This is a genomic window from Rhodopseudomonas sp., from assembly GCF_048594845.1.
Classification (GTDB): domain Bacteria; phylum Pseudomonadota; class Alphaproteobacteria; order Rhizobiales; family Xanthobacteraceae; genus Rhodopseudomonas.
The window spans coordinates 1-22,938 of record NZ_JBMDXE010000030.1 but is presented as its reverse complement, the minus strand read 5'-3'; the positions used below and the strand labels follow the sequence as shown (position 1 = coordinate 22,938).

21 protein-coding genes are annotated in these 22,938 nt (G+C 66.0%); 3 read left to right on the top strand and 18 right to left on the bottom strand.

Annotated features, from left to right (window positions below; translation table 11 throughout):
• The 3 genes from ACOJTD_RS01800 to ACOJTD_RS01790 all read right to left on the bottom strand — a co-directional run.
• A partial coding sequence (locus ACOJTD_RS01800; RefSeq protein ID WP_420131230.1) for an ABC transporter permease subunit occupies nt 1-580 on the bottom strand: 580 nt, incomplete at its 3' end.
• Nucleotides 577-2,163, bottom strand: coding sequence for an urea ABC transporter permease subunit UrtB (gene urtB / locus ACOJTD_RS01795; RefSeq protein WP_420131229.1), 1,587 nt, complete (start codon nt 2,161-2,163; stop codon nt 577-579). The genes urtB and ACOJTD_RS01800, both read right to left, overlap by 4 nt.
• 72 nt (nt 2,164-2,235) lie before the next feature.
• Nucleotides 2,236-3,489 carry a transporter substrate-binding protein gene (locus tag ACOJTD_RS01790; RefSeq protein WP_420131228.1) on the bottom strand — a complete coding sequence of 418 codons (1,254 nt, stop codon included), beginning with the start codon at nt 3,487-3,489 and terminating at the stop codon, nt 2,236-2,238.
• Between the two features lie 301 nt (nt 3,490-3,790).
• On the opposite strand from ACOJTD_RS01790, the gene ACOJTD_RS01785 reads away from it, so the two are divergent.
• On the top strand, nt 3,791-4,162 hold the full coding sequence (locus tag ACOJTD_RS01785; protein ID WP_420131227.1) for a transposase: 372 nt from the start codon (nt 3,791-3,793) through the stop codon (nt 4,160-4,162).
• A gap of 9 nt (nt 4,163-4,171) precedes the next feature.
• Here ACOJTD_RS01785 and ACOJTD_RS01780 read toward each other — a convergent pair whose 3' ends face one another.
• The 5 genes from ACOJTD_RS01780 to ACOJTD_RS01760 all read right to left on the bottom strand — a co-directional run bounded on the left by ACOJTD_RS01780 (nt 4,172) and on the right by ACOJTD_RS01760 (nt 11,603).
• On the bottom strand, nt 4,172-5,350 hold the full coding sequence (locus tag ACOJTD_RS01780) for an amidase (RefSeq protein ID WP_420131226.1): 1,179 nt from the start codon (nt 5,348-5,350) through the stop codon (nt 4,172-4,174).
• Between the two features lie 38 nt (nt 5,351-5,388).
• Nucleotides 5,389-6,621 (bottom strand): amidohydrolase family protein, encoded by a 1,233-nt coding sequence (locus ACOJTD_RS01775; protein ID WP_420131225.1) that lies wholly within the window; start codon nt 6,619-6,621, stop codon nt 5,389-5,391.
• Between the two features lie 169 nt (nt 6,622-6,790).
• On the bottom strand, nt 6,791-9,247 hold the full coding sequence (locus ACOJTD_RS01770; RefSeq protein ID WP_420131224.1) for an ATP-binding cassette domain-containing protein: 2,457 nt from the start codon (nt 9,245-9,247) through the stop codon (nt 6,791-6,793).
• 35 nt (nt 9,248-9,282) lie between these two features.
• On the bottom strand, nt 9,283-10,152 hold the full coding sequence (locus tag ACOJTD_RS01765) for a branched-chain amino acid ABC transporter permease (protein WP_420131223.1): 870 nt from the start codon (nt 10,150-10,152) through the stop codon (nt 9,283-9,285).
• Between the two features lie 269 nt (nt 10,153-10,421).
• Nucleotides 10,422-11,603 carry an ABC transporter substrate-binding protein gene (locus tag ACOJTD_RS01760; protein WP_420131222.1) on the bottom strand — a complete coding sequence of 394 codons (1,182 nt, stop codon included), beginning with the start codon at nt 11,601-11,603 and terminating at the stop codon, nt 10,422-10,424.
• Between the two features lie 242 nt (nt 11,604-11,845).
• Here ACOJTD_RS01760 and ACOJTD_RS01755 point away from each other — a divergent pair, with 242 nt between their 5' ends.
• On the top strand, nt 11,846-12,280 hold the full coding sequence (locus ACOJTD_RS01755) for a nuclear transport factor 2 family protein (RefSeq protein WP_420131221.1): 435 nt from the start codon (nt 11,846-11,848) through the stop codon (nt 12,278-12,280).
• 157 nt (nt 12,281-12,437) lie between these two features.
• Here ACOJTD_RS01755 and ACOJTD_RS01750 read toward each other — a convergent pair whose 3' ends face one another.
• Nucleotides 12,438-13,172 carry a GntR family transcriptional regulator gene (locus ACOJTD_RS01750; protein ID WP_420131231.1) on the bottom strand — a complete coding sequence of 245 codons (735 nt, stop codon included), beginning with the start codon at nt 13,170-13,172 and terminating at the stop codon, nt 12,438-12,440.
• Between the two features lie 175 nt (nt 13,173-13,347).
• On the opposite strand from ACOJTD_RS01750, the gene ACOJTD_RS01745 reads away from it, so the two are divergent.
• On the top strand, nt 13,348-14,193 hold the full coding sequence (locus ACOJTD_RS01745; RefSeq protein WP_420131220.1) for an alpha/beta hydrolase: 846 nt from the start codon (nt 13,348-13,350) through the stop codon (nt 14,191-14,193).
• Between the two features lie 3 nt (nt 14,194-14,196).
• On the opposite strand, the gene ACOJTD_RS01740 is transcribed toward ACOJTD_RS01745, so the two are convergent.
• The 9 genes from ACOJTD_RS01740 to ACOJTD_RS01700 all read right to left on the bottom strand — a co-directional run.
• Nucleotides 14,197-14,562 (bottom strand): Rieske (2Fe-2S) protein, encoded by a 366-nt coding sequence (locus tag ACOJTD_RS01740; protein WP_420131219.1) that lies wholly within the window; start codon nt 14,560-14,562, stop codon nt 14,197-14,199.
• The gene (locus tag ACOJTD_RS01735) at nt 14,555-15,259 is read right to left on the bottom strand and encodes an ABC transporter ATP-binding protein (protein WP_054161339.1); all 705 of its coding nucleotides are present in this window, start codon (nt 15,257-15,259) and stop codon (nt 14,555-14,557) included. Before ACOJTD_RS01735 ends, ACOJTD_RS01740 begins: the two co-directional genes overlap by 8 nt.
• Complete coding sequence (locus tag ACOJTD_RS01730; RefSeq protein WP_420131218.1) at nt 15,252-16,058, bottom strand: ABC transporter ATP-binding protein; 807 nt, start codon at nt 16,056-16,058, stop codon at nt 15,252-15,254. Before ACOJTD_RS01730 ends, ACOJTD_RS01735 begins: the two co-directional genes overlap by 8 nt.
• Nucleotides 16,058-17,092: a branched-chain amino acid ABC transporter permease gene (locus tag ACOJTD_RS01725; RefSeq protein WP_420131217.1), complete on the bottom strand. Its 1,035-nt coding sequence runs from the start codon at nt 17,090-17,092 to the stop codon at nt 16,058-16,060. Before ACOJTD_RS01725 ends, ACOJTD_RS01730 begins: the two co-directional genes overlap by 1 nt.
• Nucleotides 17,089-17,961 carry a branched-chain amino acid ABC transporter permease gene (locus ACOJTD_RS01720; protein ID WP_054161342.1) on the bottom strand — a complete coding sequence of 291 codons (873 nt, stop codon included), beginning with the start codon at nt 17,959-17,961 and terminating at the stop codon, nt 17,089-17,091. Before ACOJTD_RS01720 ends, ACOJTD_RS01725 begins: the two co-directional genes overlap by 4 nt.
• A gap of 65 nt (nt 17,962-18,026) precedes the next feature.
• Entirely contained in the window at nt 18,027-19,181 is a 1,155-nt protein-coding gene (locus ACOJTD_RS01715; protein ID WP_420131216.1) for an ABC transporter substrate-binding protein, read from the bottom strand.
• A 78-nt stretch (nt 19,182-19,259) separates the two neighbouring features.
• Entirely contained in the window at nt 19,260-20,447 is a 1,188-nt protein-coding gene (locus ACOJTD_RS01710; RefSeq protein ID WP_420131215.1) for a xanthine dehydrogenase family Fe-S subunit, read from the bottom strand.
• Nucleotides 20,444-21,274, bottom strand: coding sequence for an FAD binding domain-containing protein (locus ACOJTD_RS01705; protein ID WP_420131214.1), 831 nt, complete (start codon nt 21,272-21,274; stop codon nt 20,444-20,446). The genes ACOJTD_RS01710 and ACOJTD_RS01705 overlap by 4 nt, the downstream gene beginning before the upstream one ends.
• Nucleotides 21,271-22,938: xanthine dehydrogenase family protein molybdopterin-binding subunit (locus ACOJTD_RS01700; RefSeq protein WP_420131213.1), on the bottom strand; the 1,668-nt coding region annotated here is incomplete at its 5' end. The genes ACOJTD_RS01705 and ACOJTD_RS01700, both read right to left, overlap by 4 nt.

Genomic DNA, 22,938 nt, shown 5'->3' with positions numbered 1-22,938 from the left:
CGATCACCGCGCCGCTACTGCCGATCGGCCAGCCGAACACCACCGAAAAGCCCGTCATGCCGTTATTGCCACCGAAGCCGGTGTCGTTGCGGAACATCAGCAGCATGGCGACATAGACCAGCGCCTGGGTGATGATGGAGAAATACACCCCGCCGACACGCGAGCGGAACGATACGTAGCCGAACACGCCGGAGATCAGCAGCGTCACCACTGCAGCAACCAGCAGCGCATAAGGAAAGAAGCCGAGCCCGGCCCAGTAGAACGGGTAGCTCGACCACCCCATGAACTGCATGAAGTCCGGTACCCGGCCGGTGACTTCGCTGGAGTGTTTCAACAGGTGCATCGCCACGACGTAGCCGCCGATGCCGAAGAATAGTCCGTGGCCGAGCGACAGGATGCCGAGATAGCCCCAGATAAGATCGAGCGCGAGCGCCAGCACGGCGAAGGCTGCGAGCTGACCGACGGCGTTGGCGAGATACGTGGAGATCCCGAGCGGCGTCGCCACCGCGAGCAGCACGGCGACCGCCAATACGATAGCGAGCAGGATCTGAAACGGACGGTCGGCGGCCAGTGGCTTCATTTGCGGCGGCCCTTGATGGCGAACAGGCCTTCGGGCCGCCATTGCAGGAAGCCGATGATCATCAAGAGAACGATCACCTTGGCTGCGACAGCGCCCCACAGCGGCTCGATCAGCACGTTGATCTGGCCGATGCCGAGCGCGGCGACGACTGTGCCGACGATGGTGCCGACGCCGCCGAGCACCACGACCATGAAGCTGTCGATGACGAAGTTCTGCCCCATCTGCGGATTGACGCTGTAGATCGGCGCCAGTGCCAGGCCGGCGAGCCCAGCGAGACCCGAGCCGAGCCCGAACGCCAGCATGTCGACGCGCCGAACCGGAATGCCGATGCAGCCGGCCATGGTGCGGTTCTGCGTGACGGCACGGATGTTGAGGCCGAGCGGCGTGAGCCGCATCAGGCCCCAGGTCAGCGCCAAAGTCGCCACCGCGAAGGCGATCGCGAACATCCGGTTCCAGGTGAAGATGAAGTCGCCGATCACCGGCACGCCGCCGGTGACGTAGAACGGCGTGGTGAAGTTGAGGTTCTGGGTGCCGAACGTTACCCGGACGATGTTGATCAGGAACAGGCTGACAGCCCAGGTGGCCAGCAGGCTCATCAGCGGCCGGCGATACAGATGCCGCAGCAGAATGGCCTCGAGCGCGATGCCGATCGCTGCAGTGACCAGGAAGGCGACCGGAATGGCGATGATCAGGTAGTAGTCGAGCAGCGCCGGCGCCAAACGCCGCAGAGCCTCCTGCACCAACCAGGTTGCGTAGGCGCCGATCATGATCAGTTCGCCCTGCGCCAAGTTGATCACGCCCATCAGGCCGAAGATCACCGCCAAACCTATGGCGGCCATGAACAGGATGCTGGCGAAGCTGAGGCCGTTGTACAGCGTCGCCAGCAGGTCGCCGATCTTGATGCCGCGCTCGATCTTGCTGATTGCGCCGTCGACCGCGCTTTTGAACGCGGGATCGGCCGCATAGGCCGGATCCTTGGTCAACGGACTAACCTTCGCGAGCGCTCGCCGGTCCGGCGTGGCTGCGATCCGCTGCAAGGCGGCGATCCGCTTGGCCATATCGGACGAATTGAGCGCCGCGGCCTCAGCCACCGCACTGATCTGCGCCTTCAGCCCAGCATCGGCTTCCTCCGCGGCTGCAGCTTCGAACAACCGCTCCGGCAGCGTTGCGGCCTGCCGCTCGAGCGTGCGCAGCGCCGCGGCGCGCCGTCCCAGATCGGGCGAACTGCGCAGCGCTAGTGCCGCATCGGCAATCTCGAACACGCCGCGATTCTTCAGGCTGAGCAGCGGCGAGCGTCCGCTCGCGGCCGATCGCGGCGCGCCACTGATGGCATCGCGGCTGCCGTCCGCGCTCGTCACAATCGCGCCGTCGCTATCGCAGCTCAGCTTGCGATCCATCATCGCCCGCGCGATCGGCGCCGCCCAGGCGCGATCGGCCGCGGAGCCATCAGCGGCGAGTGCCGTCAACGCACGGCCCGCCTCCCCCAGCGCGCTCGCATCGCCGCACAACCGGCCGATCAGGTCGGCCCGATCGAGCTCTGCAGCCGCCGAAGAGCCGACAGCCGCGAGCAAGATCATCACCATGAGAAACAAACGTCGCATCAAGTCCGCCGCGTGCTGCCGGCCAGAAGCGGCCGGCAGTCGTCCGTCACATCGTCAGCTGTAGGGGCTGAACGGCACCGGCTTCGGCGCGTCCTTGGACTGCCACAGCACGTCGAAGCCCTGCTTCTCGTTGACCGAGCCGATGAACACGCCGCGCGACACGTAGTTGTTCTCGGCGGTCATCTGGATCTTGTAGCCCGACGGGCAATCGAAGCTGAGCCCCGCGAACGCCTTCTGCACCTCCGGCACGTCGAACGAACCGGCCTTCGCGGCGGCCATCGCCCACAGATGCACGGCATCATAGGCGGATACCATCGGATCGATTGCGACGTCGCCCTTGAACGGCACGTTCTTGGCCTTGACGTAGTCCGCCCACTGCTTGAGGAACGCGGCGTTCTTCTCGCCCTTGGCGTTCTGCAGATAGGCCCAGCAGTTGAGATGGCCGACCAGCGGCTCGGTGTTGAGGCCTTCGAGGTCGGCCTCCACCATATCGAGGCCGAGCACCGGCACGTCGGTCGCCTTGATGCCCTGGTTGGCGAATTCGCGCAAAAAATCCGGGATCGACGAGCCGACCACCGTCAGCACCACGATCGGCTTGCCGCCGCCCTGATCGGCGAATGCGCGGATCTGATTGACCAGCGTCTGGAAGTTGGAGAATCCGAGCGGGACGTATTCTTCCTTCCAGGCGGTCTCCGGAATTCCCTTCGACTTCCAGTAGCCCTTGAGCTGTTTGTTGATGGTGCGCGGCCAGACGTAGTCCGAGCCGAGCATGAAGAAGCGCTTGGCGCTGACGCCATCGTCGCTCATCAAGTAGTCGACCGCGGGCAGCACCGAGCTCGCCGGCGGCGAGTTGACATAGACGACGTTCTTGGAATTCTCGTCGCCCTCGAAATGCAGCGGATAGAACAACAGGCCGTTGGCCTGCTCGACCACCGGCAGCACCGATTTGCGCGACACCGAGGTCCAGCAGCCGAACAGCGCCGCAACCTTGTCCTGCTCCAGCATCTGCTTGCCGATCTGCGCGTAGAGCGGCCAGTCGGAGGCCGGATCGGACACCGAGACGTCGATGGTGCGGCCGTTGACGCCGCCCTTGGCGTTGATCTCGTCGGCGGCCATGCGCACGACGTGATTGAGCCGGCCTTCGATGTTCGCCATCGTGCCGGACGACGAGAACAGACAGCCGAGCTTCACGGTGCCGGCCGCCGCGTGAGCCGATCGTATGATCGAGGGCGCGCCGAACGGCGACGCCAGCGCCGCCGCTGCGAGCCCGGAGGTCTGAAGAAACGAACGCCGCGTGAACTTGCTCATGGACCAACCCCTGTGCTGGAAGTGGCGCGAGTGTCGGTCCGCGAGCGACGAAGCGGCAACTCCAAATAACCCGCAAAGCTGCCCAATCGGGCAGCAAAAACGCCTCTCCGACGCGCTTAATGTCAATTTTGCCATTTTCGATCGGCAGCGTTTCGCTGTAGTCTAGGCGGCATCATCACGGCGCGGCGACAAAACGTGGTTGTGCCGCTGATGAAGGAACGCCGCATCTGCTGCGCAGGCGTGTTGCGCCGGCCGAGCGATGTTTGCTTTGCAGTTCGTGCAACGATGAAAGCGTGAGCCCATGCGCCACTCGCAGCACACCGACACCGAGATTCTGTATCTGTTGCACGAAGCCGAAGCCGGCATTCCGATTCCGGAGATCTGCCGGACGGCGCACATCTCCGAGCGGACGTTCTATCGCTGGCGCAAGCGCTTCGGCAGCCTGACGCCGCCGGCGCTACTGGCGATGAAGGAACTACAGACCGAAAACCGCCGGTTGCGCACGCTGCTGAGCAGGCTATCCGAAGCCACTGGTCGCGCGACCGCGTTGGCTCCGCGAACGCCGGTCCGATCCGACTGCGGGTTCGCGCCGCCGCGCGCTCCCGTCAATGCACCGGATCAGACACGCGGCGCTTCGCTCGGCCGCTTCGCCTTCGTGCGCGGCACGCGCTGAGCTGAGCGTTCAGCCCGCGCGCTCGAGTTCGGCGGCGATCGCCAGCAGATCCTCGTCGCTGCCACGACCGCCGATCAGCGATAAGCCGAGCGGACAGCCATCCAGAGTCGCCAGCGGCAGTGACAGTTGCGGCAGACCGGCATGGCCGGCGGGGCACAACAGTTCGATCGAGCGTGCGCGGAAAGCTTCGAGCGCATCGCCGGAGGAATTGCGCAGCGGCGCGATGCCGGGCGCAGTCGGCGCGATCAGCACGGGGTCCTCGATCAGCGCCAGCATCTTGGCGATGATGCGCTCGCGTAACGCCTCGGCTTCAGCGACCTCGGCCGGATCGAGCACGGCGGCCGCCGCGAAGCGCTCCTTCACGCCGGGGCCGAACGCTGGCTTCACCTCGCTCACCCACGCGCCATGCGCAGCCCAGGCGTCGCGCGACTGCAGCACGCGAAACGCATTACGCCACGCCGCGCGTTCGTCACCGGCGACTTCGACCGGCGTCGGCTTGCCCAGCAGCGCGGTCAGCCGCGCAAGTCCCGGCCGCAGCGCTTCGACGACGCGCGGCTCGATCGCCGCAAACAGATCCTGCGCGATCAGCACGCGCGAGGGCCGCCGCGGCACAGGAACGTCGTCGAGCAGCACGTTGCCGATCGTCGCCATCAGTTCGGCGCTCCGCGCGAACCAACCGACCGTGTCGTAGCTCGGCGCCAGTGGCACCGCGCCGTCGAGCGGGATGCGCCCGTGCGTGGTGCGGATGCCGTAGATGCCGCAATAGCTCGCCGGCAGCCGCACCGAGCCGCCGGTGTCCGAGCCGAGCGCGAAATCGACAAGCTTGCCGGCGGTCGCGGCCGCGGAGCCGCTCGACGAGCCGCCGGGAATGCGGCCCGGCGCGGCCGGATTGATCGGCGTGCCGTAATGCGCGTTCTCGCCGTTGAGGCTCCACGCCATTTCGTCGGTGTGCGTCTTGCCGACCATTTTGCCGCCAGCGGCGAGCAGACGATCGACGACCGGCGCGGAACGCTCAGGGACCGGATGCGTCGCCAGCCATTCCGGGCTGCCGGCGCCGGTCGGCGCGCCCGCGACGTCGAAGAAATCCTTCACTGCGAAATTCAGTCCGGCCAGCGGCCCCTGCTGCTGCGTCTGGCGTTCGATCAGTCCATGCGCACAGAATGCATTCAGCGTGTCGTCGACCGGCATCTCGTCTCCGTCAGTATGGTGGTGTCGCCGCGGCGAAGTCAGTTCGGCTTGTGCAACATCGCGGCGGGTTTGTCGAATGTCCGAACGCCGCGCTTGAGGCCGAACAGCGGCTGCGCGATCTCGCAAACCGCCTGCGCCTTGGTGGCGCAATCCAGCACGACGACATCGGCCGGGTTACCGACCGCGATGCCGTAGTCCTTCAGATTGAGCAGCCGCGCCGACGCCGACGTCACCATGTCGAGACAGCCGGCGAGTTCGGCAGTCGCCGCAACCTGAGTCACGTTGGCGTAGAGATTGATCATGCGGATCAGCGAGCAGTCGCCGAACGGCGTGAACGGGTTGAGCACGTTGTTGGTCGAGATATTGGCGTTGACGCCGCGCGCACGTAGCCGAGGCGCCGGCGTCACCCCGCGCGGCACGTTATGGTCGCTGTCGCGGCCGGTGAGAAACAGATCGGTCGCCGGCAGCACGGTGACGGCGACGCCGGCCGATGCCAGACGATCCGCCGCCGCCTCAAACGCAGCGCTCGGCATCGCCGACAGCTTGGTGACATGGCCGATCGCGACCCGTCCGCCCCACTTCGTGGCGTCCGCCATGCGGCAGACTTCGTCGAGATCGAGATGCGCAGGATCGAGCCCGAAGTCGAGATGGAAGTCGATGTCGACGTCGAACTCCTTGGCCATCGCGAAGATGCGGCCGATCTGGCCGTGCGAATCCTTGTCCATATAGGGCGCGCCGCCAACCACATCGGCGCCTTCGCGCAATGCCTGCAGCATCACGTCGTCGCAGCCCGGATCGTCGAGCAGCCCTTCCTGCGGAAACACGCAGAGCTGCAGATCGACCGCCCACGCGTAGTCGGCCTTGAGCTGCTTCAACGCACGAAAGCTGGTGAGGCCGACGCGCGGATCGACCTCGACATGAGTACGGATCCGATTCGTTCCGTTCTTGATCGCTTTCTCCAGCGTCTGCGAGGCGCGCTGATAGACATCCTCCTCGGTAAACGCCTTCTTGGCTTTCACGACCTCGGCGATCGCTTCATCCAGCGTGCCCATCTCGCACTTGCCGCGGCCGAGCAGACAGGACTTGTCGAGATGGATGTGGGTCTCGACGAAGCCCGGGACGAGCAGCCGCCCACCGCAATCCTGCTCCGGCGCGCCGTCCGCCGCCAGCCCAGCCTCGATCGCCGCAAACCGCCCGGCCTTGATGCCGATATCGGCGCGGCCCTCGCGATCGACGATGGCGGCGTTGCGGAGAATGAGATCGAAGGTCATGGACGGATCCTTGCAATTTGATTAGTTCGAGCCGTTCCCGGGACGCGATCCAAGACGCAGTCTTGCGTCGCAGATCCGGGGTCCCGGTTTGCGCTCATAACCGGGGTCCCGGATCTGCGGAGCGGCACAAGAGTGCCGCACCGCGTCCGGGACACGAGGCAACTGCCCGCTACGAGACATGGCCGAGATAGGCGGCCTCGACCTCGGGGTCGCTGCGCAGCGCGGCGGCGGTGTCGTCGCGAACGATCCTGCCGCTGTCGATGACGTAGCCGCGGTCGGCGACCGCGAGCGCCAGCACGGCGATCTGATCCACCAGCAGAATGGTGATGCCCTCGTCGCGCAGGTCGGCGAGCACGTCGTACAGCTCGTTGATCATCGCCGGCGCGAGGCCCAGTGACGGCTCGTCGAGCAGCAGGATGCGCGGCTTCGCCATCATGCCACGCGCGATCGCCAACATCTGCTGCTCGCCGCCGGACAGCAGCCCCGCCCGGCCATGCAGTCGCTCGCGCAGCCGTGGAAACCGCTTCAGCACTGCCTCGATCTCGGCCGCGTAGTCGACATTGCTCCGCGTGTTGGCGCCGAGTTCGAGATTGTCGTAGACGCTGAGTTCGGGAAACACCTGCCGGCCTTCGGGCACCAGCGCGAGGCCGCGCGCGGCGATGCGATGCGCGGCGATCTTGTCGATGCGCTCATCTTCAAGGATGACGTCGCCGTCGATCGGCCGCAGCAGCCCGGCCAGCGCGCGCATCATGGTCGATTTGCCCGCGCCGTTGGCGCCGATCACCGCGACCATCTCGCCGGGCCGCACTTCGAGATTGAGATCCGACAGCACCGGCGCAGCGCCGTAGCCGGCGACCAAATTGAGCGTGGTGAGCACGGCATCATGCGAACCGTCCCACGGCGCGTCGCGGCCGCGCGCCCGCATCTCGGCGCCGCCGAGATAGGCCGCGAGCACTTTTGGGTCGCGTCGGATCACGTCCGGCGTGCCTGCGGCGATCGGCGTGCCGGCGTCGAGCACCACGATGTGATCGGAGATCCCCATCACCAGCCGCATGTCGTGCTCGACCAGAATCACCGCGATGCCGAGATCGGCGATCCGCTTGAGAAGACCGCTGAGCGCGTCCTTGTCGGACGCCATCAGGCCGGCGGCGGGCTCGTCGAGCAGCAGCACGCGCGGCCGCATCGCCAGCGCGCGGGCGATCTCGACGAGGCGCCGATCGACATGCGGCAGGTCGCCGGCAACGGCCGCGAGCGGGCCACGATAGCCGACGAAAGCGATCAGCGCTTCGGCTGCGGCTTCGTCGGCGGCGCCAGCAGCAGCGCTGACCATCGATCCGAGCCGGCCACCGCGCATCGCGATCAGCACATTCTCAAGTACGCTCATGGTGTCGAACAGCTTCGTCGTCTGATAGGTGCGCCCGATGCCGGCCCGCGCGACGCGCCAAGCGGGCGCGCCGGCGAGGTCATCGCCGCCGAGTCGGATGCTGCCATGATCCGGCTTGTAGAAACCACCGATCATGTTGAGCACGGTGGTCTTGCCGGCGCCGTTCGGGCCGATCACGCTGGTGACCTGCCCGGGCTGCGCCGTGAACGAGACGTTCGACGCGGCCTTGATGCCGCCGAAGCTGATGCCGATCTGGCCGACTTCGAGCGCATCCTTGCTCGCCACGCCCGCCAAGTAAGCGCCGACATCACCCGGCGTTGCCGGCCGCGGATCGGTGCGTCGGACCAGCCGCGCCAGCGTGCCGAGCACGCCTTCCGGCGCGAGCCACAGCACTGCCAGCAGCAACGCGCCGAAGAAGAGCAGCCGATATTCGGCGAGTTGCGACAGCAGTTCCGGCAGCACCACGGTGATGGCCGCGCCGACCGCTGGGCCAAAGACCCAGCCGGCGCCGCCGACCACGCAGGCGAACAGGAACAGGATCGACTGAGAGAACGGAAACGAGTCCGGCGCGACGAAGGCGAGCAGCGACGCGAAGATGCCGCCCGCGAGCCCTGTGAACACCGCCGACAGCATGAACGCAGCGGCCTTGACGGTCACCGGGTTGAGCCCGATCGAGCGGGCCGCGACTTCGGCATCGCGCACTGCGACCATCGCTTTGCCCCACGCCGAGCCCGCGAGCCGATAGAAGAAGTACGTCGCGGCGCCGGCGAGCCCGATCGCCAGCAGCGCCATCTCGCGTTCGGTGAAGACGTGGCCGCTGACCGAAGGCGGCGGCAGCCCCATCAGGCCATTCGAACCGCCGGTGACGCCGCGCCATTCAATGCTGAGATGCTGCACGATGAAGGCGAACGCGATGGTGATCATCGCCAGATACGGACCGGTGACGCGCAGCGCCGGCAGCGACAGCAGCAGTCCGATGGCGCCGGCGATCAGCCCGGCCAGCGGCAGCGCCAGCCAGAAACTGATCCCCTGCAGCGTCAGGATCGCCACCGTGTAGGCGCCGATCGCGTAGAAGCCGACATGGCCGAGCGAGATCTGTCCGGTCAGGCCCACCAGGATGTTGAGGCCGACGCCTACCACGCAGGTCAGCGCCACCATCGCCAGCACAAACGGCGCGTAGCCGTCCGCTCGCGCGGCATAGAGTGCGGCAACCAGCGTCAGCGGCAGGATCGCTGCCGGCATCGCGTACGAGCGCAAGGATGATCGCGGCTGCATGGTCAGACCTTGTTGATGGCGGCGCGGCCGAACAGCCCGTTCGGCATCAGCGCCAGCGCAAGGATGACCACCGAGAACACCACGATCTGGGTGTAGACGGAGCCGAGGAACGAGGTGACCAGCGCCTCGATCAAGCCGTAGACGAGACCGGCGATCACTACGCCCCAGGCCGAGCCCATGCCGCCGAGGATCGCGACCGCAAATGCCTTTATGCCGAACAGCGTGCCCATCTCCGAGCTGACGCTGAACAGCGGCGCGATCAGGATGCCGGCGAGACCGGCGAGCGCGGTCGAGACCATGAACGAGATCGCAATGGTGCGATTGACGTTGATGCCCATCAACCGCGCCGCATCAGGGTTCTGCACCACGGCGAGCAGCGTCTTGCCGCGTCGAGTGTGGCGTAGCAGAAGATGCAGCGCCAGCGCGCAGCCGATGCCGACCAGCGGAATGATCAACTGCAGCGGATAGACGCCGGCGCCGAAGAGGCGAATCGGCTGGCTCGCCAGCGCCGACGGAAAGCCGCGCGGCTCCTTGCCGAAGGTGAAGAGCACGATGTTATCGAGCACGATGCCGGCCGCGACGGTCGCCATCAGCCACGCATTCGAGCCGCGCGCCACGAACGGCCGCACAAGGAAGCGCTCGATCACCAGGCCGACCAAAGCACAACACGCGAGCGCAGCCAGCACCGCAAGCGGCATCGGCCAGCCATAGCGGATGCCGAACGTATAGCCGAGCACGGCCCCCAGCATCATCGCAGAGCCCTGCGCGAAGTTGACGGTGCTCGACACCACATAGGTGATGTGAAAGCCGAGCGCGATCAGCCCGTACATGCTGCCGAGGCCGATACCGGAAATGATGGCGGAAGCAAGCATGGGGGTCCGTGGGAGGTTGGGGCAACTACAAACTATCGTTCGTCATTCCGGGGCGCGCCACAGGGTCCGGCCTTTGGCCGGCCCGATGACAGGCTCCGCGCGAGCCCGGAATCCATAATCCCTGCGGTCAAAATTGAAGACAGGGCTACAACGGCTGTGCCGGCAGTCCGGCACAGGGGGTATGGATTCCGGGCCTCCATCTTCATCGGCTGCGCCGACGAAGATGGATCCCGGAATGACGAACGTGGGTGCGGTGAGCGATCATCCGCTCAATTCGTCAAAGGCAGGATCTCGTCGCCCTTGAAGTAGGTGAAGATGTAGTCAGAGGGCGACAGGGCGTCGTGGTTATCCTTGGTGAAGGGCTTGTTGTAGGTCTTGATCAGGCCGTCATAGCTGCCGATCTCGTAGAAGCCGTCGCGGATCTTGGTGCCGTCGGTCGAGCCGGCCTTGGCGATCGCGAGCGCGGTGAGATGCATGGCGTCGTAGGCGTTGGCGATGCCGACGGCGGGCGTGACATCCGCGGCCGATTTGATCTGCGGATACTTCGCCTTCAGCGCCTCGAACACCGCGGCGGCCTTCGGGCTGGCGTTACCCGAGAAGCTGAAGGTCTGGATGAAGTGCACCTTCTCGGCGCTCGGTCCGGCGAGCTCGGTGAAGCGACCACCCGCCGGGCCCCAATGCGACACCACCGGCACATTCCAACCCATCCGGTCGAGAGATTTCACCACCTGCGCGGACGGCGCGACGTTGGCGACCATGAACAGCGTATCGGCACCGGCATCCTTCAGGCGGGTGAGCTGCGGCACCAGATCGACGTCGCCGCCTTCGAATTTCTCGACACCGGCATTCGGCATGTTCTTAGCCGCCAGAGCAGCCTTCAGACCGGCCTCGTTGGACTCGCCCCAGGGATTGTTGATGAGGATCATGCCCGGCTTCTTGGCCGCGTACTTCTTGACCGCGTAGTCGACCAGCGCGACATCGACCAGCGCATCGACCGCCGAGACGCGGAATACATAGTTCTCGGCGGCGCCGTTGCGGGTGATCGGCGTGCCCGCGGCCCAGACGCCGATAAACGGAACCTTGGACTGGTTGGCGAACGGAACGATCGCCATCGACACCGGCGTATCGATGCCGCCGAAATACGCCACCACCTTCTCGCGCTGAACCAGTTCGCGCGCCGCGATCACGCCCTTGGCGGGATTGCTTTCATCGTCGCGCACCACCAGCTCGACCTTCTTGCCGAGCACGCCACCCTTGGCGTTGATCTCGTCGATCGCCAGCGACAGACCGCGGACGATCGCCTCGCCCGATTTGGCCGACTGACCCGACATCGCCGCGACCAGACCGACCTTGACGGTCTCCTGGGCCCAGGCCGGCACGGCGGCCAGCATCAACGACGTGGCGCCTGCGGCAATCAGCAAGCGGCGCGAAATTCTCGGCAGTGCGAACATGCTTACGGCCCTCTCTCCAATGGATGCGGGTTAAAGCTAGCAATCGGTGTGCCAGACAGCGGACGGGCGGATTTGCCGCCCAAGCGCTCCAAACCCCAATAAATCAGGACGTCGATCGCCTTGGCCTGCTCAACATGCAGACAGCAATCGCCCAAATCGTATACAATCTGGCCTTCGAACGGATACGATTCCTGGCACCCGGTTTGCTTTAATCGGGACACAGCCAGACACGGAGAACTCCTATGTCCCACGCTCAACCGGCCCCGACGCCCGCGCCGGCCGACGATACTGCCGCGGCGGCCGCGCTGGTCGAACGCTTTCTGGTCGCCTCGATGGTCCCCGATCCGGAGACGGCGGCGACCTTCATGGCACCGGATGTTGCCATCACCTTCACGGGCGGGCGCAAATTCAAGCATCCGCGCGACAGCACCGCGTTCAACGCCATGCGCTACAAATGGGTGAAGAAGAAAATGGAACGGACGGACGTCGCGCCCGGTGACGGTGAGACGGTCGTGTACAACACCGGCACGCTCTATGGCGAATGGCCAGACGGCACGCCGTTCGAAGGCAACCGCTATGTCGACCGCTTCGTCGTGCGCGGCGGCAAGATCGTCAAGATGGACGTCTGGAACGACAGCGCGGAGCGGCTGCTGACGCAACGAGGGATCGAGGCGTAGGAAGCAGATCGGCCGAAATTCAAAGCGTTGCGAGGGCTGCGGCTACAACGCGACCACCTCTCCGCGTCATTGCGAGCAAAGCAAAGCAATCCAGCTCAGCGCACGGCGCTGGATTGCTTCGTCGCTGCGCTCCTCGCAATGACGCTGCAGAGCGGGGTTAGCTCTTCTTCGCAGCCTTCTTGCCCTTCACTTGCGCCGCCTCCCTCGCGTAAGGCGTCAGGATGTCCTGAATATCGCGCTCTGGCTGCGGATGTTCGAAGATCATTGCCCGATCCGCCACCGCGTCGAGATGATGATCCATCAGCGCCATCGCGGCCGGAATGTCGTTGGACGACAGCGCGGCGATCAGCGCGCGATGCTCGCTCACCGCGCAATCCGACGAATGCGGGCGGCTGTAGCGCGCGAGGATCAGCCCGCAGCGGGACGCCACTTCGCTGACATAGCGCGCCAGCACCGGGTTTCCCGTCATCTCAGCAAGCTTGATGTGAAAATCCGTTGCCAGCCGGATCGACAGCGGCATGTTGCTGCCGCGGGCCTGTTCTTCGGCGTCGACGTGCTGCTTGAGCTGCTTGATCTGTTCGCGCGTCAACCGGCCGGCAAGTCGGGCCACGACCAGCCGCTCGAGGCCGATCCGCACGTCGAAGATATCCCGCGCGTCGCTCCAGCTCGGCGTCGCCACCGCCGCTCCGCGATTGCGCCGCAGCTCGACGAGGCCTTCGGCAGCGAGCCGCGCCAGCGCGGCGCGCACAATGGTGCGGCTGGCGCCGAACTTCTCGCCAATCGCGTCTTCAGGCAGCTTGGCTCCGGGCTGCAGCGCCTGCTCGATGATGGCGTGCCACAGCGCCTTGTAGATCACCGCGCCGCGATCGGGCGCTTTGGGTTTGTCCGCCATGGTCTTCGACGCCACTGAACTATCCTGCTGCATTGCCACAGCGGCGCGGCGAATGCAATTTGAAGCGCGTAGCAAGCGTGCCGCGAGATGCGCCAGATGCCGCAAAAATGCGATCGACATACAAGGCGCTTTGCTGCCATGGTCGCTCGAGCGAATAACAAGGAATGAGCACGCAATGACGAACGACCGCCCTGCCGATCCCCGCACCAATTGGGCGCAACTTTCGCAGAGCGAGCGTGACGCGGCCTACGACAACAACAGCGCCGTCAAAAACAGTCCGGAGCTGATCGCCGAACGCAACTCCTCGTCCGCGAAGGCACGCGCGACGCTGAAGTCGGTGCTCGACCTGCCCTACGGCCCGCGCCCCAACAACAAGATCGACCTCTATCCCGGAGCCGAGCGCGACGCGCCCTGCCTCGTGTTCTGGCACGGCGGCTATTGGCAGAAGAATTCGCGCGAGCTGTTCGCCATGCTGGTCGAAGGCATCGCGACGCATGGCTGGTCGATGGCGATTCCGGGCTACTCGCTGGCGCCCGACGTGTCGCTCACCACCATCGTCGACGAGAGCCGCGCCGCGCTCGACTGGCTCGCCGCCCACGGCCCCGAGCATGGTGTCGCCGGCCCCGTCGTCACCTCGGGCTGGTCCGCCGGAGGACATCTGGTGGCGATCACGCTGGATCATCCGCTGGTCACTGCGGGACTGTCGATCTCCGGCGTGTTCGATCTCGGCCCGATCCGCGACACCGGGCTGAACAAAGCGCTGCAGCTCACCGACGACGAGATCGCAAAGCTGTCGCCCTCGCGATTGCCAGTGATCGACAAGCGTCTCGACCTCGCCTACGGCGCCAACGAATTGCCGGCGCTGGTGCTGGACTCGATGGATTTGCACGCGCGCCGTCAGGCCGCAGGTGCGCCGGGTCGGCTGCTGCCGCTCGCCGGGCACGATCACTTCTCGATCCTCGCAGAACTGCGCAAGCCCGATGGTGCGCTGGTGCAAGCGGCCCGCGAACTGATCGGCTGAAAGTTAGTTGCCAGGTTTCAGCGAGGCGGCGTTGATGAACACCTCGCCGCGCTCGACCCGGACCGGATAGAGTCGCAGCGGCCGGCTCGGCCAGCCGTCCGAGATGGCACCATCGATCAGACTGAATGAGGCGTCGTGGCGCGGACAGGCGAGCCGTCCGTTCACCACGCGTCCGCAGGCGAGATCGGCCTGCTCGTGCGGACAGGCCCGCTCGCACGCCGACACCACACCGCCATCGGAAATCAATGCGAGATCGACGCCGGCGACGCGCACCGCGACGATGCCGGCGGCGGTCAGCCGCGGCAGGCTGCAGACCGGAAACCACTGGTCCTGCGACCGCGCAACAGCTCCGGCCCAATCCTCAGCCACCGAGATACGCCTTGCGAACGTGCGGATTGGCGATCAGCTCGGCACCGCTGCCGGAGAGCACGATGCGACCGCCTTCCAGCAAGTACGCGTGGTCGCACATGTCGAGCGCCGCGAAGGCGTTCTGCTCGACCAGCAGCACGGTCGTGCCGGTGTCGCGGATGCGGCGGATGATCGCGAAGGTGCGCTCCACGATGTTCGGAGCCAGACCGAGCGACGGTTCGTCGAACATCACCAGCCGCGGCCGGCTCATCAGCGCGCGACCGATCGCCAGCATCTGCTGTTCGCCGCCGGACAGCGTGCCGGCAGCCTGCTTGCGCCGCTCGGCGAGCCGCGGGAATTCGCCATAGATCCGATCGCGATCCGCCGCGACTTCGGAGCGGTCGCTGCGCAAGTAAGCGCCCATGTCGAGGTTCTCCTCGACGGTCATATGCGGAAACACGCGGCGGCCTTCGGGGCAATGCGCGATGCCGGCCTTGAGGATGCGCGGCGGCCGCGCGCCGGTCAGCACCTCGTTGTCGAAGCGCAGCGCGCCGGCGCGCAGTGGCACCAGGCCGGAGATCGCCCGCAGCGTCGTGCTCTTGCCGGCGCCATTGGCACCGATCAACGCGACGAGCTGCCCAGCCTTGACCTCGAAGGTGATGCCCTGCAGCGCGGTGACGCCGCCGTAGCCACAGACGGCGTTGATGAGCTCAAGCATGTTTCACACCCTGGCCGAGATAGGCTTCGATCACCGCGGGATCGTTGCGGATCACATCCGGCGTTCCTTCGGCGATGATCCGGCCGTAGTTCAGCACGACGATCCGATCCGACACGCTCATCACCATCGGCATGTCGTGCTCGACGAGCAGAATGGTGATGCCACGATCGCGGATCTTGCGGATCAGCTGCACGAACGTATGCGTCTCCGACGCGTTCATGCCGGACACCGGCTCGTCCAGCAGCAGCATCGACGGCTCGGCGGCGAGCGCCAGCGCCACGCCGACCAGCCGCTGTTCACCGTAGGACAGCGAGCCCGCCTGATCCTGCGCCCGGCGGCCGAGGCCGACATAGTCGACCAGCTCGGCGGCCTTGTCTTTCAACTCGGCCTCCAGCCGCCGCACCCGCGGCAGACCGAGCACCGACGTCAGCACGCCTGCGCGGCCGCGGCGATGCAGACCAATCAGCACGTTGTCGTACACCGTGTCGTTGGGAAACACGCTGGTGCGCTGGAAAGTGCGGATCAGGCCCAAATCCGCGATCGCCTGCGGCTTCATCCCGCGCAGCGACTGGCCGCGATAGGTGACGTCGCCATGCGTCGGCGTCAGGAAGCCGGTGACGACGTTGAACGCCGTCGTCTTGCCGGCGCCGTTCGGGCCGATCAGGCTGACGATCTCACCCTCGCCGACCGAGAACGTCATGTCGGAGATCGCAACAAGTCCGCCGAAATGCATCGCGACTTTTTCGACGCTGAGCGCGGTCTGCACCGACGGCTGCTTGAGTGCTGCTGCAGCTGTCATTACGCGCTCTCCTCGACGCCGCGCTTGGCGAAGCTCGGCGTTGCCACCGGTTTCATCCGCGGGAGCCACTGCACCAGCGCCGGCACGATGCCGCGCGGCATGATGAACAGGATGACGATCAGCGCGCCGCCATAGGCGATCCACTGCGCCTCAGGCGCCATGACCGGCCGCAGCGCCACCGGCATGAGCCCGAAGATCAGCCCGCCGACCACCGGGCCGGCCAACGTGCCCTTGCCGCCGGTAATCACCATAATCACCATCGTCACCGTGTTGATGAAGGTGAACACCTCCGGATCGATGATCTTCATGTAGTGGGCATAGAGGCTGCCGGCCGCGCCGCAGATGCCGGCCGACACCACGGCGGCGAGCGTCAGCGTCTTGGTGACGTCGATGCCGATCGACACCGCGAGAGTTTCGTTCTCCATCAACCCGCGCATCGCGCGGCCGATATGTGAATGCACCAGCCGTGCGATCAAGAGATAACAGAGCACGGCAACACCGAGCACCAGATAGTAGTTGTGCATTTTGGTGCGGAAGATGAATTCGCCGACACCGGGAAAGCTGACCTGCATCGGCGGAATGCTGGTCAGCGCCAACGGTCCCTGCGTCAGCTCGACCCAATTCAGCGCCACCAGCCGGACCACCTCGGCGAACGAGATGGTGACGATGACGAAATACGCGCCGCGTACCCGAAACGACAGCCGGCCGACCAGATAGCCACACAGTCCCGACACCAGCACGGCGATCGCGAAGCCGGCCAGCGGCGGCCACGGCTCGTGCACGACATGCAGCCCGAACGGCAGGCTGACGCTGAAGCCGAGCGAGGTCAGCGCGCTGACATAGGCGCCGATGCCGAAGAAGGCGATATGGCCGAGGCTGAGCTGGCCGGTGAACCCGAGCAGCAGATTGAGGCTCATCGCGCCGATCACGAAGATCCCCGTGGTGATCAGCGCGTTGAGCAGATACGGATCGCTCAGCCACAGCGGAACGGCGGCGAACGCAGCGATGACGACGATCGACAACAGCAGTCTCATCCGACGCGCTCCGCACGAGGAAACAGCCCGGTCGGGCGGAAGATCAGCACCGCGATGATGATCAGGAAGCCCATCGCATCGCGATAGCCGGACGAGATGTAGCCCGCGCCGAGTTCTTCAGCGAGTGCCAGGATGAAGCCGCCGATCACCGCGCCGGTGATGTTGCCGAGGCCGCCGAGAATGACGATGGCGAAAGCCTTGACGGCGGCGAGATCGCCCATCGCCGGATAGACCACGTAGACCGGGCCGAGCAGCGCGCCGGCCGCGGCGGCGAGGCTTGAGCCCATCGCGAAGGTGGAGGTGTAGATCAGGTTGACGTTGACGCCCATCAGCGCCGCCGTGTCCTGGTCCTGGAACGTCGCGCGCATCGCGCTGCCGAGCCGGGTGCGGTTGATCAGCACGTAGGTCAGGACGATCAGCGCCCCGGCGGCGATCAGCACGAACAGTCGTAGCCACGATACCGAGACCGGGCCGATCTCGAGCGGCGCATCCGGAAACGGCGTCGGCACCGATTTGGCGACGCCGCCCCAGACCCACAGCGTCGCCGACTGCATCGCAATCCAGGCGCCGATCATCACCAGCATGGTGGTGTCGATATCGGAGCCGCGCAGCGGCCGCAGCAGCGTCAGTTCCACCAGCGCGCCAAGCGCCCAGCCGCTCGCAATCGCCAGCGGCAACGCGACGAAGAAGTTCAGTTCGAACTTCTGCACCACGATGAACATTACGTAGGCACCGAAAGTGTAGAGAATGCCGTGCGTGAAGTTCACGACGTTCATGATGCCGAAGATCAGCGTGAGGCCGATGCCGAGCAGCGCATAAGTGCCGCCGAGCACGAGCGTGTTGATGAGATGCTGGAGAAATTCGCCCAAGGTCGATCCTCACGGTCAGGGAGGGACGAGGCGCGGGTCGCGCCTCGCCGGTTGTCATCGCGCGATCAGAGATCCTTCATCGCGACTTTGCCGTCGGCGATCTCGATCAGGTAGACGTTGGGCTGGCTCTGGCCGCTCTCCTTGCCGGCAGGGCCGGACTTCTGGAATGCGATGTCGCCGTTGAGGCCCTTCAGCTTGATGTCCCACAGCGCGGCCTTGATGGCGGCCGGCTCGGCCTTGCCTGCCTTTTCGATCGCGGCGGCCGCGGTACGGATGCCGTCATAACCACGGAAGCTCTCGGTGCAGCCGGCGAAGTCGAAACCGCGCTTCTTCCATTCGGACACGAAGTACGTGGTGGCTTCCGGGTTCGGCGTCTTGTCCGGGAACCACGGCAGGAAGGTCGTCAGATGCATCGTGCCGTTCGCGGCGGCGCCGGCCTGCGCAATGATCTGATCGGGGTTCTGCGAACCACCGGTGGTGATGATCCGCTTCTTCAGGCCGAGCGCGGCGGCCTGCTTGAACAGCAGCGTCAGCTGATCGACCGCGGCGGTGACGATGATCGTCTCGGAGTCCGAGCCCTTCAGCTTGGAGAGCTGAGCGCTCATGTCCTGCGCACCCTGGTCCATGGTCTCGACCAGGCCGACGCCGATGCCCTTCTCCTTCATCATCTTGCCGAAGTCCTCGGCGGCGCCGCGGCCCCAGTCGTTGTTGATGACCAGGAAGTCGACCTTCTTCAGCGACAGCTTGTCGACGATCTTGGCGAAGGCCGCAGCTTCGATCGCGGACGGCGGCGAGATACGGAAGATGTAGGGATTGCCGGACGTGGTGATCTTGCCGGACGACGAGGTCTCGACCACCATCGGCACTTCGTATTCCATCAGCTTCGGCATCACCGCCAGAGTCAGGCTCGAGCCCCAGGCCCCCATCATCACCGGCGTCTTGTCGCGGGTGATCAGCTTCTCGGCGACGGCCGCCGCTTCGGTCGGGTTGCTCTTGTTGTCCTCGATCACCAGCTCGATCTGCTTGCCGAGCACGCCACCCTTGGCGTTGATCTCGTCGGCGGCGATTTTCGCACCGTTGACGACGTAGGTGCCGGACGCCGCGAAAGCGCCGGTCAGCGGCTCGTTGACGCCGATCTTGATGGTTTCGGCCGAGGCCGTTGCCATCAGGCACGCCGTCGCCAGCGCGATGAGAGAAGCAGTCCGCAGGTGTCGCATCATCCTCGTTTCTCCGTGATCATTTGTTTGTTTCACCGGACGCCGCCCCCGGCGCCCGTCACAAGTCGATTGCGCCCGCCGCTAGCGGCGGGACGTCCCTCCCAGCCAACGCGGCAGCCGCGCCCTTATCAGGCTCAGCAGCAACGCCAGCCCGTTGAGATGTTGATCGGCGTCAGCGAGCTCGACCGCGTGACCCGACAGCTTGGATTCGAGATTGGCGGCGAACTGATCGACCAGCCGGCGCGCCAGATCGCGAACCAGGCCACTACGTCCGACCTGAGCCAGCAGACCGGTGAGCGTGTAGCCGATGGTTAGTTCGACGCGCGTCGCGCCGCCATCCGCGAGAGGCAAAAGACGGTAGCGGATCTCACCCTGGGTCGATGACCGACTACGGCTATCATTGCCGGTGCCGATGATCCGGCCCGACATCCCGTCGGCCGCACGCTCGACGCGCGCGACGCCGGCGAACTGCGCCGCGATCGGCCCGACCTGGACGCGGATCTCACCTTCGATGCGATTTGGATCTTCGGCGCTGGTCAGCGCAACGCCCGGCAGGCAGGTGGCGACAGCCGCGACATCCGCGAAGAGCGCCGCGACTTGCGCTGGCGGATGCTGCACCTCGAACGTCTGCTTAATCGTCGCGGCCGGCGTGAAGTCCGCGATCGCGACATTCTGAAGGGATGACGAAGGGCTCGCCGCAGCGCGTGTCGCCGCGCCGCGCCGCTCATCCTGCGCCGCGCCGTGCCCCGAGCCGACCGGCCCGAGCATCGTGCGACCGCCGCCCACTTCGGGCGCGATCCCGCGCGCGCGGCGATCGGCGATTACTGCGGTCACCGCGCGGACGATGCCGACATAGCCGGTGCAGCGGCAGAGATTGCCACTCATGCCGACGCGGATGGCGCGGTCGTCCGCCTCAGGCAGGCGCAGCACCAGATCACGCGCCGACACCAGCATGCCGGGCGTGCAGTAGCCGCACTGCAACGCGTGCTCGCGCGTGAACGCGGCGCGCAGCTCGGTGGCGATCTCGTCGTCGTCGAGCCCCTCGATCGTGGTGACGGTCGCGCCGTCGCAGGCGGCCGCGAAAGTGATGCACGACCGTGCCGGCACGCCGTCGATCAGCACGGTGCAGGCGCCACAGACGCCGTGCTCGCAGCCGAGATGCGTGCCGGTGAGATCGAGATGGTCGCGCACGACGTCGGCGAGACTGGTACGCGGCTCAGCGGCGAGATCGACCGCCCGACGATTGACGGTGAGCGCGAGCGTGCTCATGCGGCCTCCTGCAACGCGCGCTTCAGCACGGTGAGATGAATGTGGCGATGCACGGCGTCAGTGACGCCGGCGTCGCTCAGCAACCGGTCGGCAACGCGGGCATCGAGCCGCGTCTTGTAGTCGGCGTCGATATGGCCGCCGAACAGCTCGGCCGGCTGCGCGATCAGGATCGGGGCGGCGTCGAGCGCGCCGATGACGATCCGCGCGCTGCCCGCGTCGGGATCGATCAGCATCGCGCACTGGCCATGCGCGAATTCGCCGGTCTTGCGGCAGGTCTTGACGTAGCCCCATTGCGCCGTTGCCGGCCGCTTCGGGATGTGGATCGCGGCCACCAACTCGCCGGCCTGCAGGCAGCTCTGCAGCGCGCCGACGATGAAGTCGGATAGCGCGACCTGCCGCGTCCCGACTGGACTGCGGAGCGCGACCCGCGCACCGAGCGCGGTCAGCACCGATACCCAATCCGCGGCCGGATCGGCGTGGCTGAGCGAGCCGCCGAGCGTGCCGCGATTGCGCACCGCACGATAGGCGATGTTGGCAGCGACGCCGCGCATCGCGCCTCTCGTCACGTCCGGCACGCGGCCGTCTTCGATATCGGCGTGGGTGATGCAGGCGCCGAGCACCAACTCGTCGCCACGGACCTCGGCCAGCTTCAGCTCGTCGATCGCGGTGATGTCGACGATCTGCTCGGGCTGAGCCAGACGCAGATTCAGCATCGGCCCCAGCGACTGGCCTCCGGCCATTACCTTGGCGCCCGCGTTGCCGCTGAGCAGCGCAAGTGCGGAAGACAGGTCGCGCGGGCGCGCGTAGTCGAACGGCGCCGGCTTCATGCGGCCGCCCTCCCCGTACCACTCGCGGCAATCACCGCCTCGACCACACGATGCGGCGTGATCGGCGAGCGCATTAGTTCGGTGCCGAGCGGTCGCAGTGCATCGTTGACTGCATTGGCAATCGCAGCCGGCGGCGCGATCGCGCCACCTTCGCCGATCCCCTTGACGCCGAACCGCGTATAGGGTGCCGGCGTCTCCATATGATCGAGCCGCGGTGCCGGCACCTCGGTCGGTCCCGGCAACAGATAGTCCGCGAAGGTCGTGGCCAGCGGCTGGCCGCTGGCGTCGAACGGCATCTCTTCATAGAGCGCGGTGCCGATACCCTGCGCGAGGCCGCCGAAAATCTGGCCGTCCACCACCAGCGGATTGATCAGCACGCCGCCGTCTTCGACGATTACGTAATCGAGGATCTCGACGTTGCCGAGATCAGGATCGACAGCAACCACCGCTGCGTGCGCCGCGTAGCTGAAGGTCCCGCTGTCGCGCTGCGGCTTGTAGCCGGAAGTGACGTCGAGCCCGCCAGGATCGACATCCTTCGGCAGATCCTGCGGGCGGCGATACCAGGTGTGGGCGATCTCGCGCAACGTCACGCTGCCGTTGGGGCCGTGCACCTCGCCGTCGCGCAACGCGACATCGGCAACCTCCTGCTGCAGCAGCTTGGCGCCGATCCGCTTGATGCGATCACCGAGATCGCCGCAGGCGGTCGCCACCGCCCCGCCAGCCATCACGGCGCAGCGCGATCCCCAGGTGCCGGTCGAATACGGCGTCATCGCCGTATCGCCGAGGATGATCCGCACCTTGGCGACATCGACGCCGAGCATCTCGTGCGCGACCTGCGCCAGCGTGGTTTCCATGCTCTGGCCGTGTGAATGCACACCGACGCGCAGCTCGAGCCCACCGTCCGGCGTCAGCCGCGCCGTCGCCTGCTCGTGACCCGGAACCATCGGGATGCCCCAGCCGGAATACACGGAGGTGCCGTGCGCTGCCTGCTCGCAATAGATCGAGACGCCGAGCCCGATGCGCCGGCCGTCCGGTTCACCGCAGCGCTGGCGCTCGCGCAAGGTCTCAACGTCGATCGCCTCAAGCGCCCGTCGCATCGCCTGCGGATAGTCGCCGCTGTCGAAATGCTTGTTGGTGATGTTGTCGAACGGCATCTGCTCGGGCTGCACCAGATTGCGCAGCCGGACTTCGCCCGGCTCCAACCCGGCTTCAGCCGCGACGAGGTCGAGCATCAATTCCAGCGCGAAGCAGACGCCGGTTCGCGCGACGCCGCGATACGGCAGGATCGGGCATTTATTGGTCGCCACCGAATAGGTTCGGCAGCGATAGGCCGGCATCACATACGGGCCCGGCAGAATGCTGGCGACCTGCGCGGCCTCGAGACAGGCGGAAAACGGATAGGACGAGTACGCGCCGGAATCGACCGTGGCCTCGCAGTCGATGCCGCGCAGCTTGCCGTCGCGATCGGCGTAGACCGTGATCTTGTAGTGATGCTCGCGACAATTGGCGCTGGCGGTGAGGTTTTCGCGACGATCCTCGATCCAGCGCACCGGATGGCCGAGCCGCATCGTCAGCCACGACAGGCAGACTTCCTCCGGCAGTAGAATGCCTTTTTGGCCGAAACCGCCGCCGACATCCGGCGAGATTACGCGGATGCGGCCCTG

Coding starts and splice junctions, on each gene's coding strand:
- ACOJTD_RS01725 (WP_420131217.1), bottom strand. CDS start 17,092: ATGAGACTGCTGTTGTCGATCGTCGTCATCGCTGCGTTCGCCGCCGTT.
- ACOJTD_RS01715 (WP_420131216.1), bottom strand. CDS start 19,181: ATGATGCGACACCTGCGGACTGCTTCTCTCATCGCGCTGGCGACGGCG.
- ACOJTD_RS01765 (WP_420131223.1), bottom strand. CDS start 10,152: ATGCTTGCTTCCGCCATCATTTCCGGTATCGGCCTCGGCAGCATGTAC.
- ACOJTD_RS01710 (WP_420131215.1), bottom strand. CDS start 20,447: ATGAGCACGCTCGCGCTCACCGTCAATCGTCGGGCGGTCGATCTCGCC.
- ACOJTD_RS01770 (WP_420131224.1), bottom strand. CDS start 9,247: ATGCCGGCAGCGATCCTGCCGCTGACGCTGGTTGCCGCACTCTATGCC.
- ACOJTD_RS01785 (WP_420131227.1), top strand. CDS start 3,791: ATGCGCCACTCGCAGCACACCGACACCGAGATTCTGTATCTGTTGCAC.
- ACOJTD_RS01745 (WP_420131220.1), top strand. CDS start 13,348: ATGACGAACGACCGCCCTGCCGATCCCCGCACCAATTGGGCGCAACTT.
- urtB (WP_420131229.1), bottom strand. CDS start 2,163: ATGGTGATGATCTTGCTCGCGGCTGTCGGCTCTTCGGCGGCTGCAGAG.
- ACOJTD_RS01755 (WP_420131221.1), top strand. CDS start 11,846: ATGTCCCACGCTCAACCGGCCCCGACGCCCGCGCCGGCCGACGATACT.
- ACOJTD_RS01775 (WP_420131225.1), bottom strand. CDS start 6,621: ATGACCTTCGATCTCATTCTCCGCAACGCCGCCATCGTCGATCGCGAG.
- ACOJTD_RS01735 (WP_054161339.1), bottom strand. CDS start 15,259: ATGCTTGAGCTCATCAACGCCGTCTGTGGCTACGGCGGCGTCACCGCG.
- ACOJTD_RS01750 (WP_420131231.1), bottom strand. CDS start 13,172: ATGGCGGACAAACCCAAAGCGCCCGATCGCGGCGCGGTGATCTACAAG.
- ACOJTD_RS01730 (WP_420131218.1), bottom strand. CDS start 16,058: ATGACAGCTGCAGCAGCACTCAAGCAGCCGTCGGTGCAGACCGCGCTC.
- ACOJTD_RS01790 (WP_420131228.1), bottom strand. CDS start 3,489: ATGAGCAAGTTCACGCGGCGTTCGTTTCTTCAGACCTCCGGGCTCGCA.
- ACOJTD_RS01780 (WP_420131226.1), bottom strand. CDS start 5,350: ATGCCGGTCGACGACACGCTGAATGCATTCTGTGCGCATGGACTGATC.
- ACOJTD_RS01705 (WP_420131214.1), bottom strand. CDS start 21,274: ATGAAGCCGGCGCCGTTCGACTACGCGCGCCCGCGCGACCTGTCTTCC.
- ACOJTD_RS01760 (WP_420131222.1), bottom strand. CDS start 11,603: ATGTTCGCACTGCCGAGAATTTCGCGCCGCTTGCTGATTGCCGCAGGC.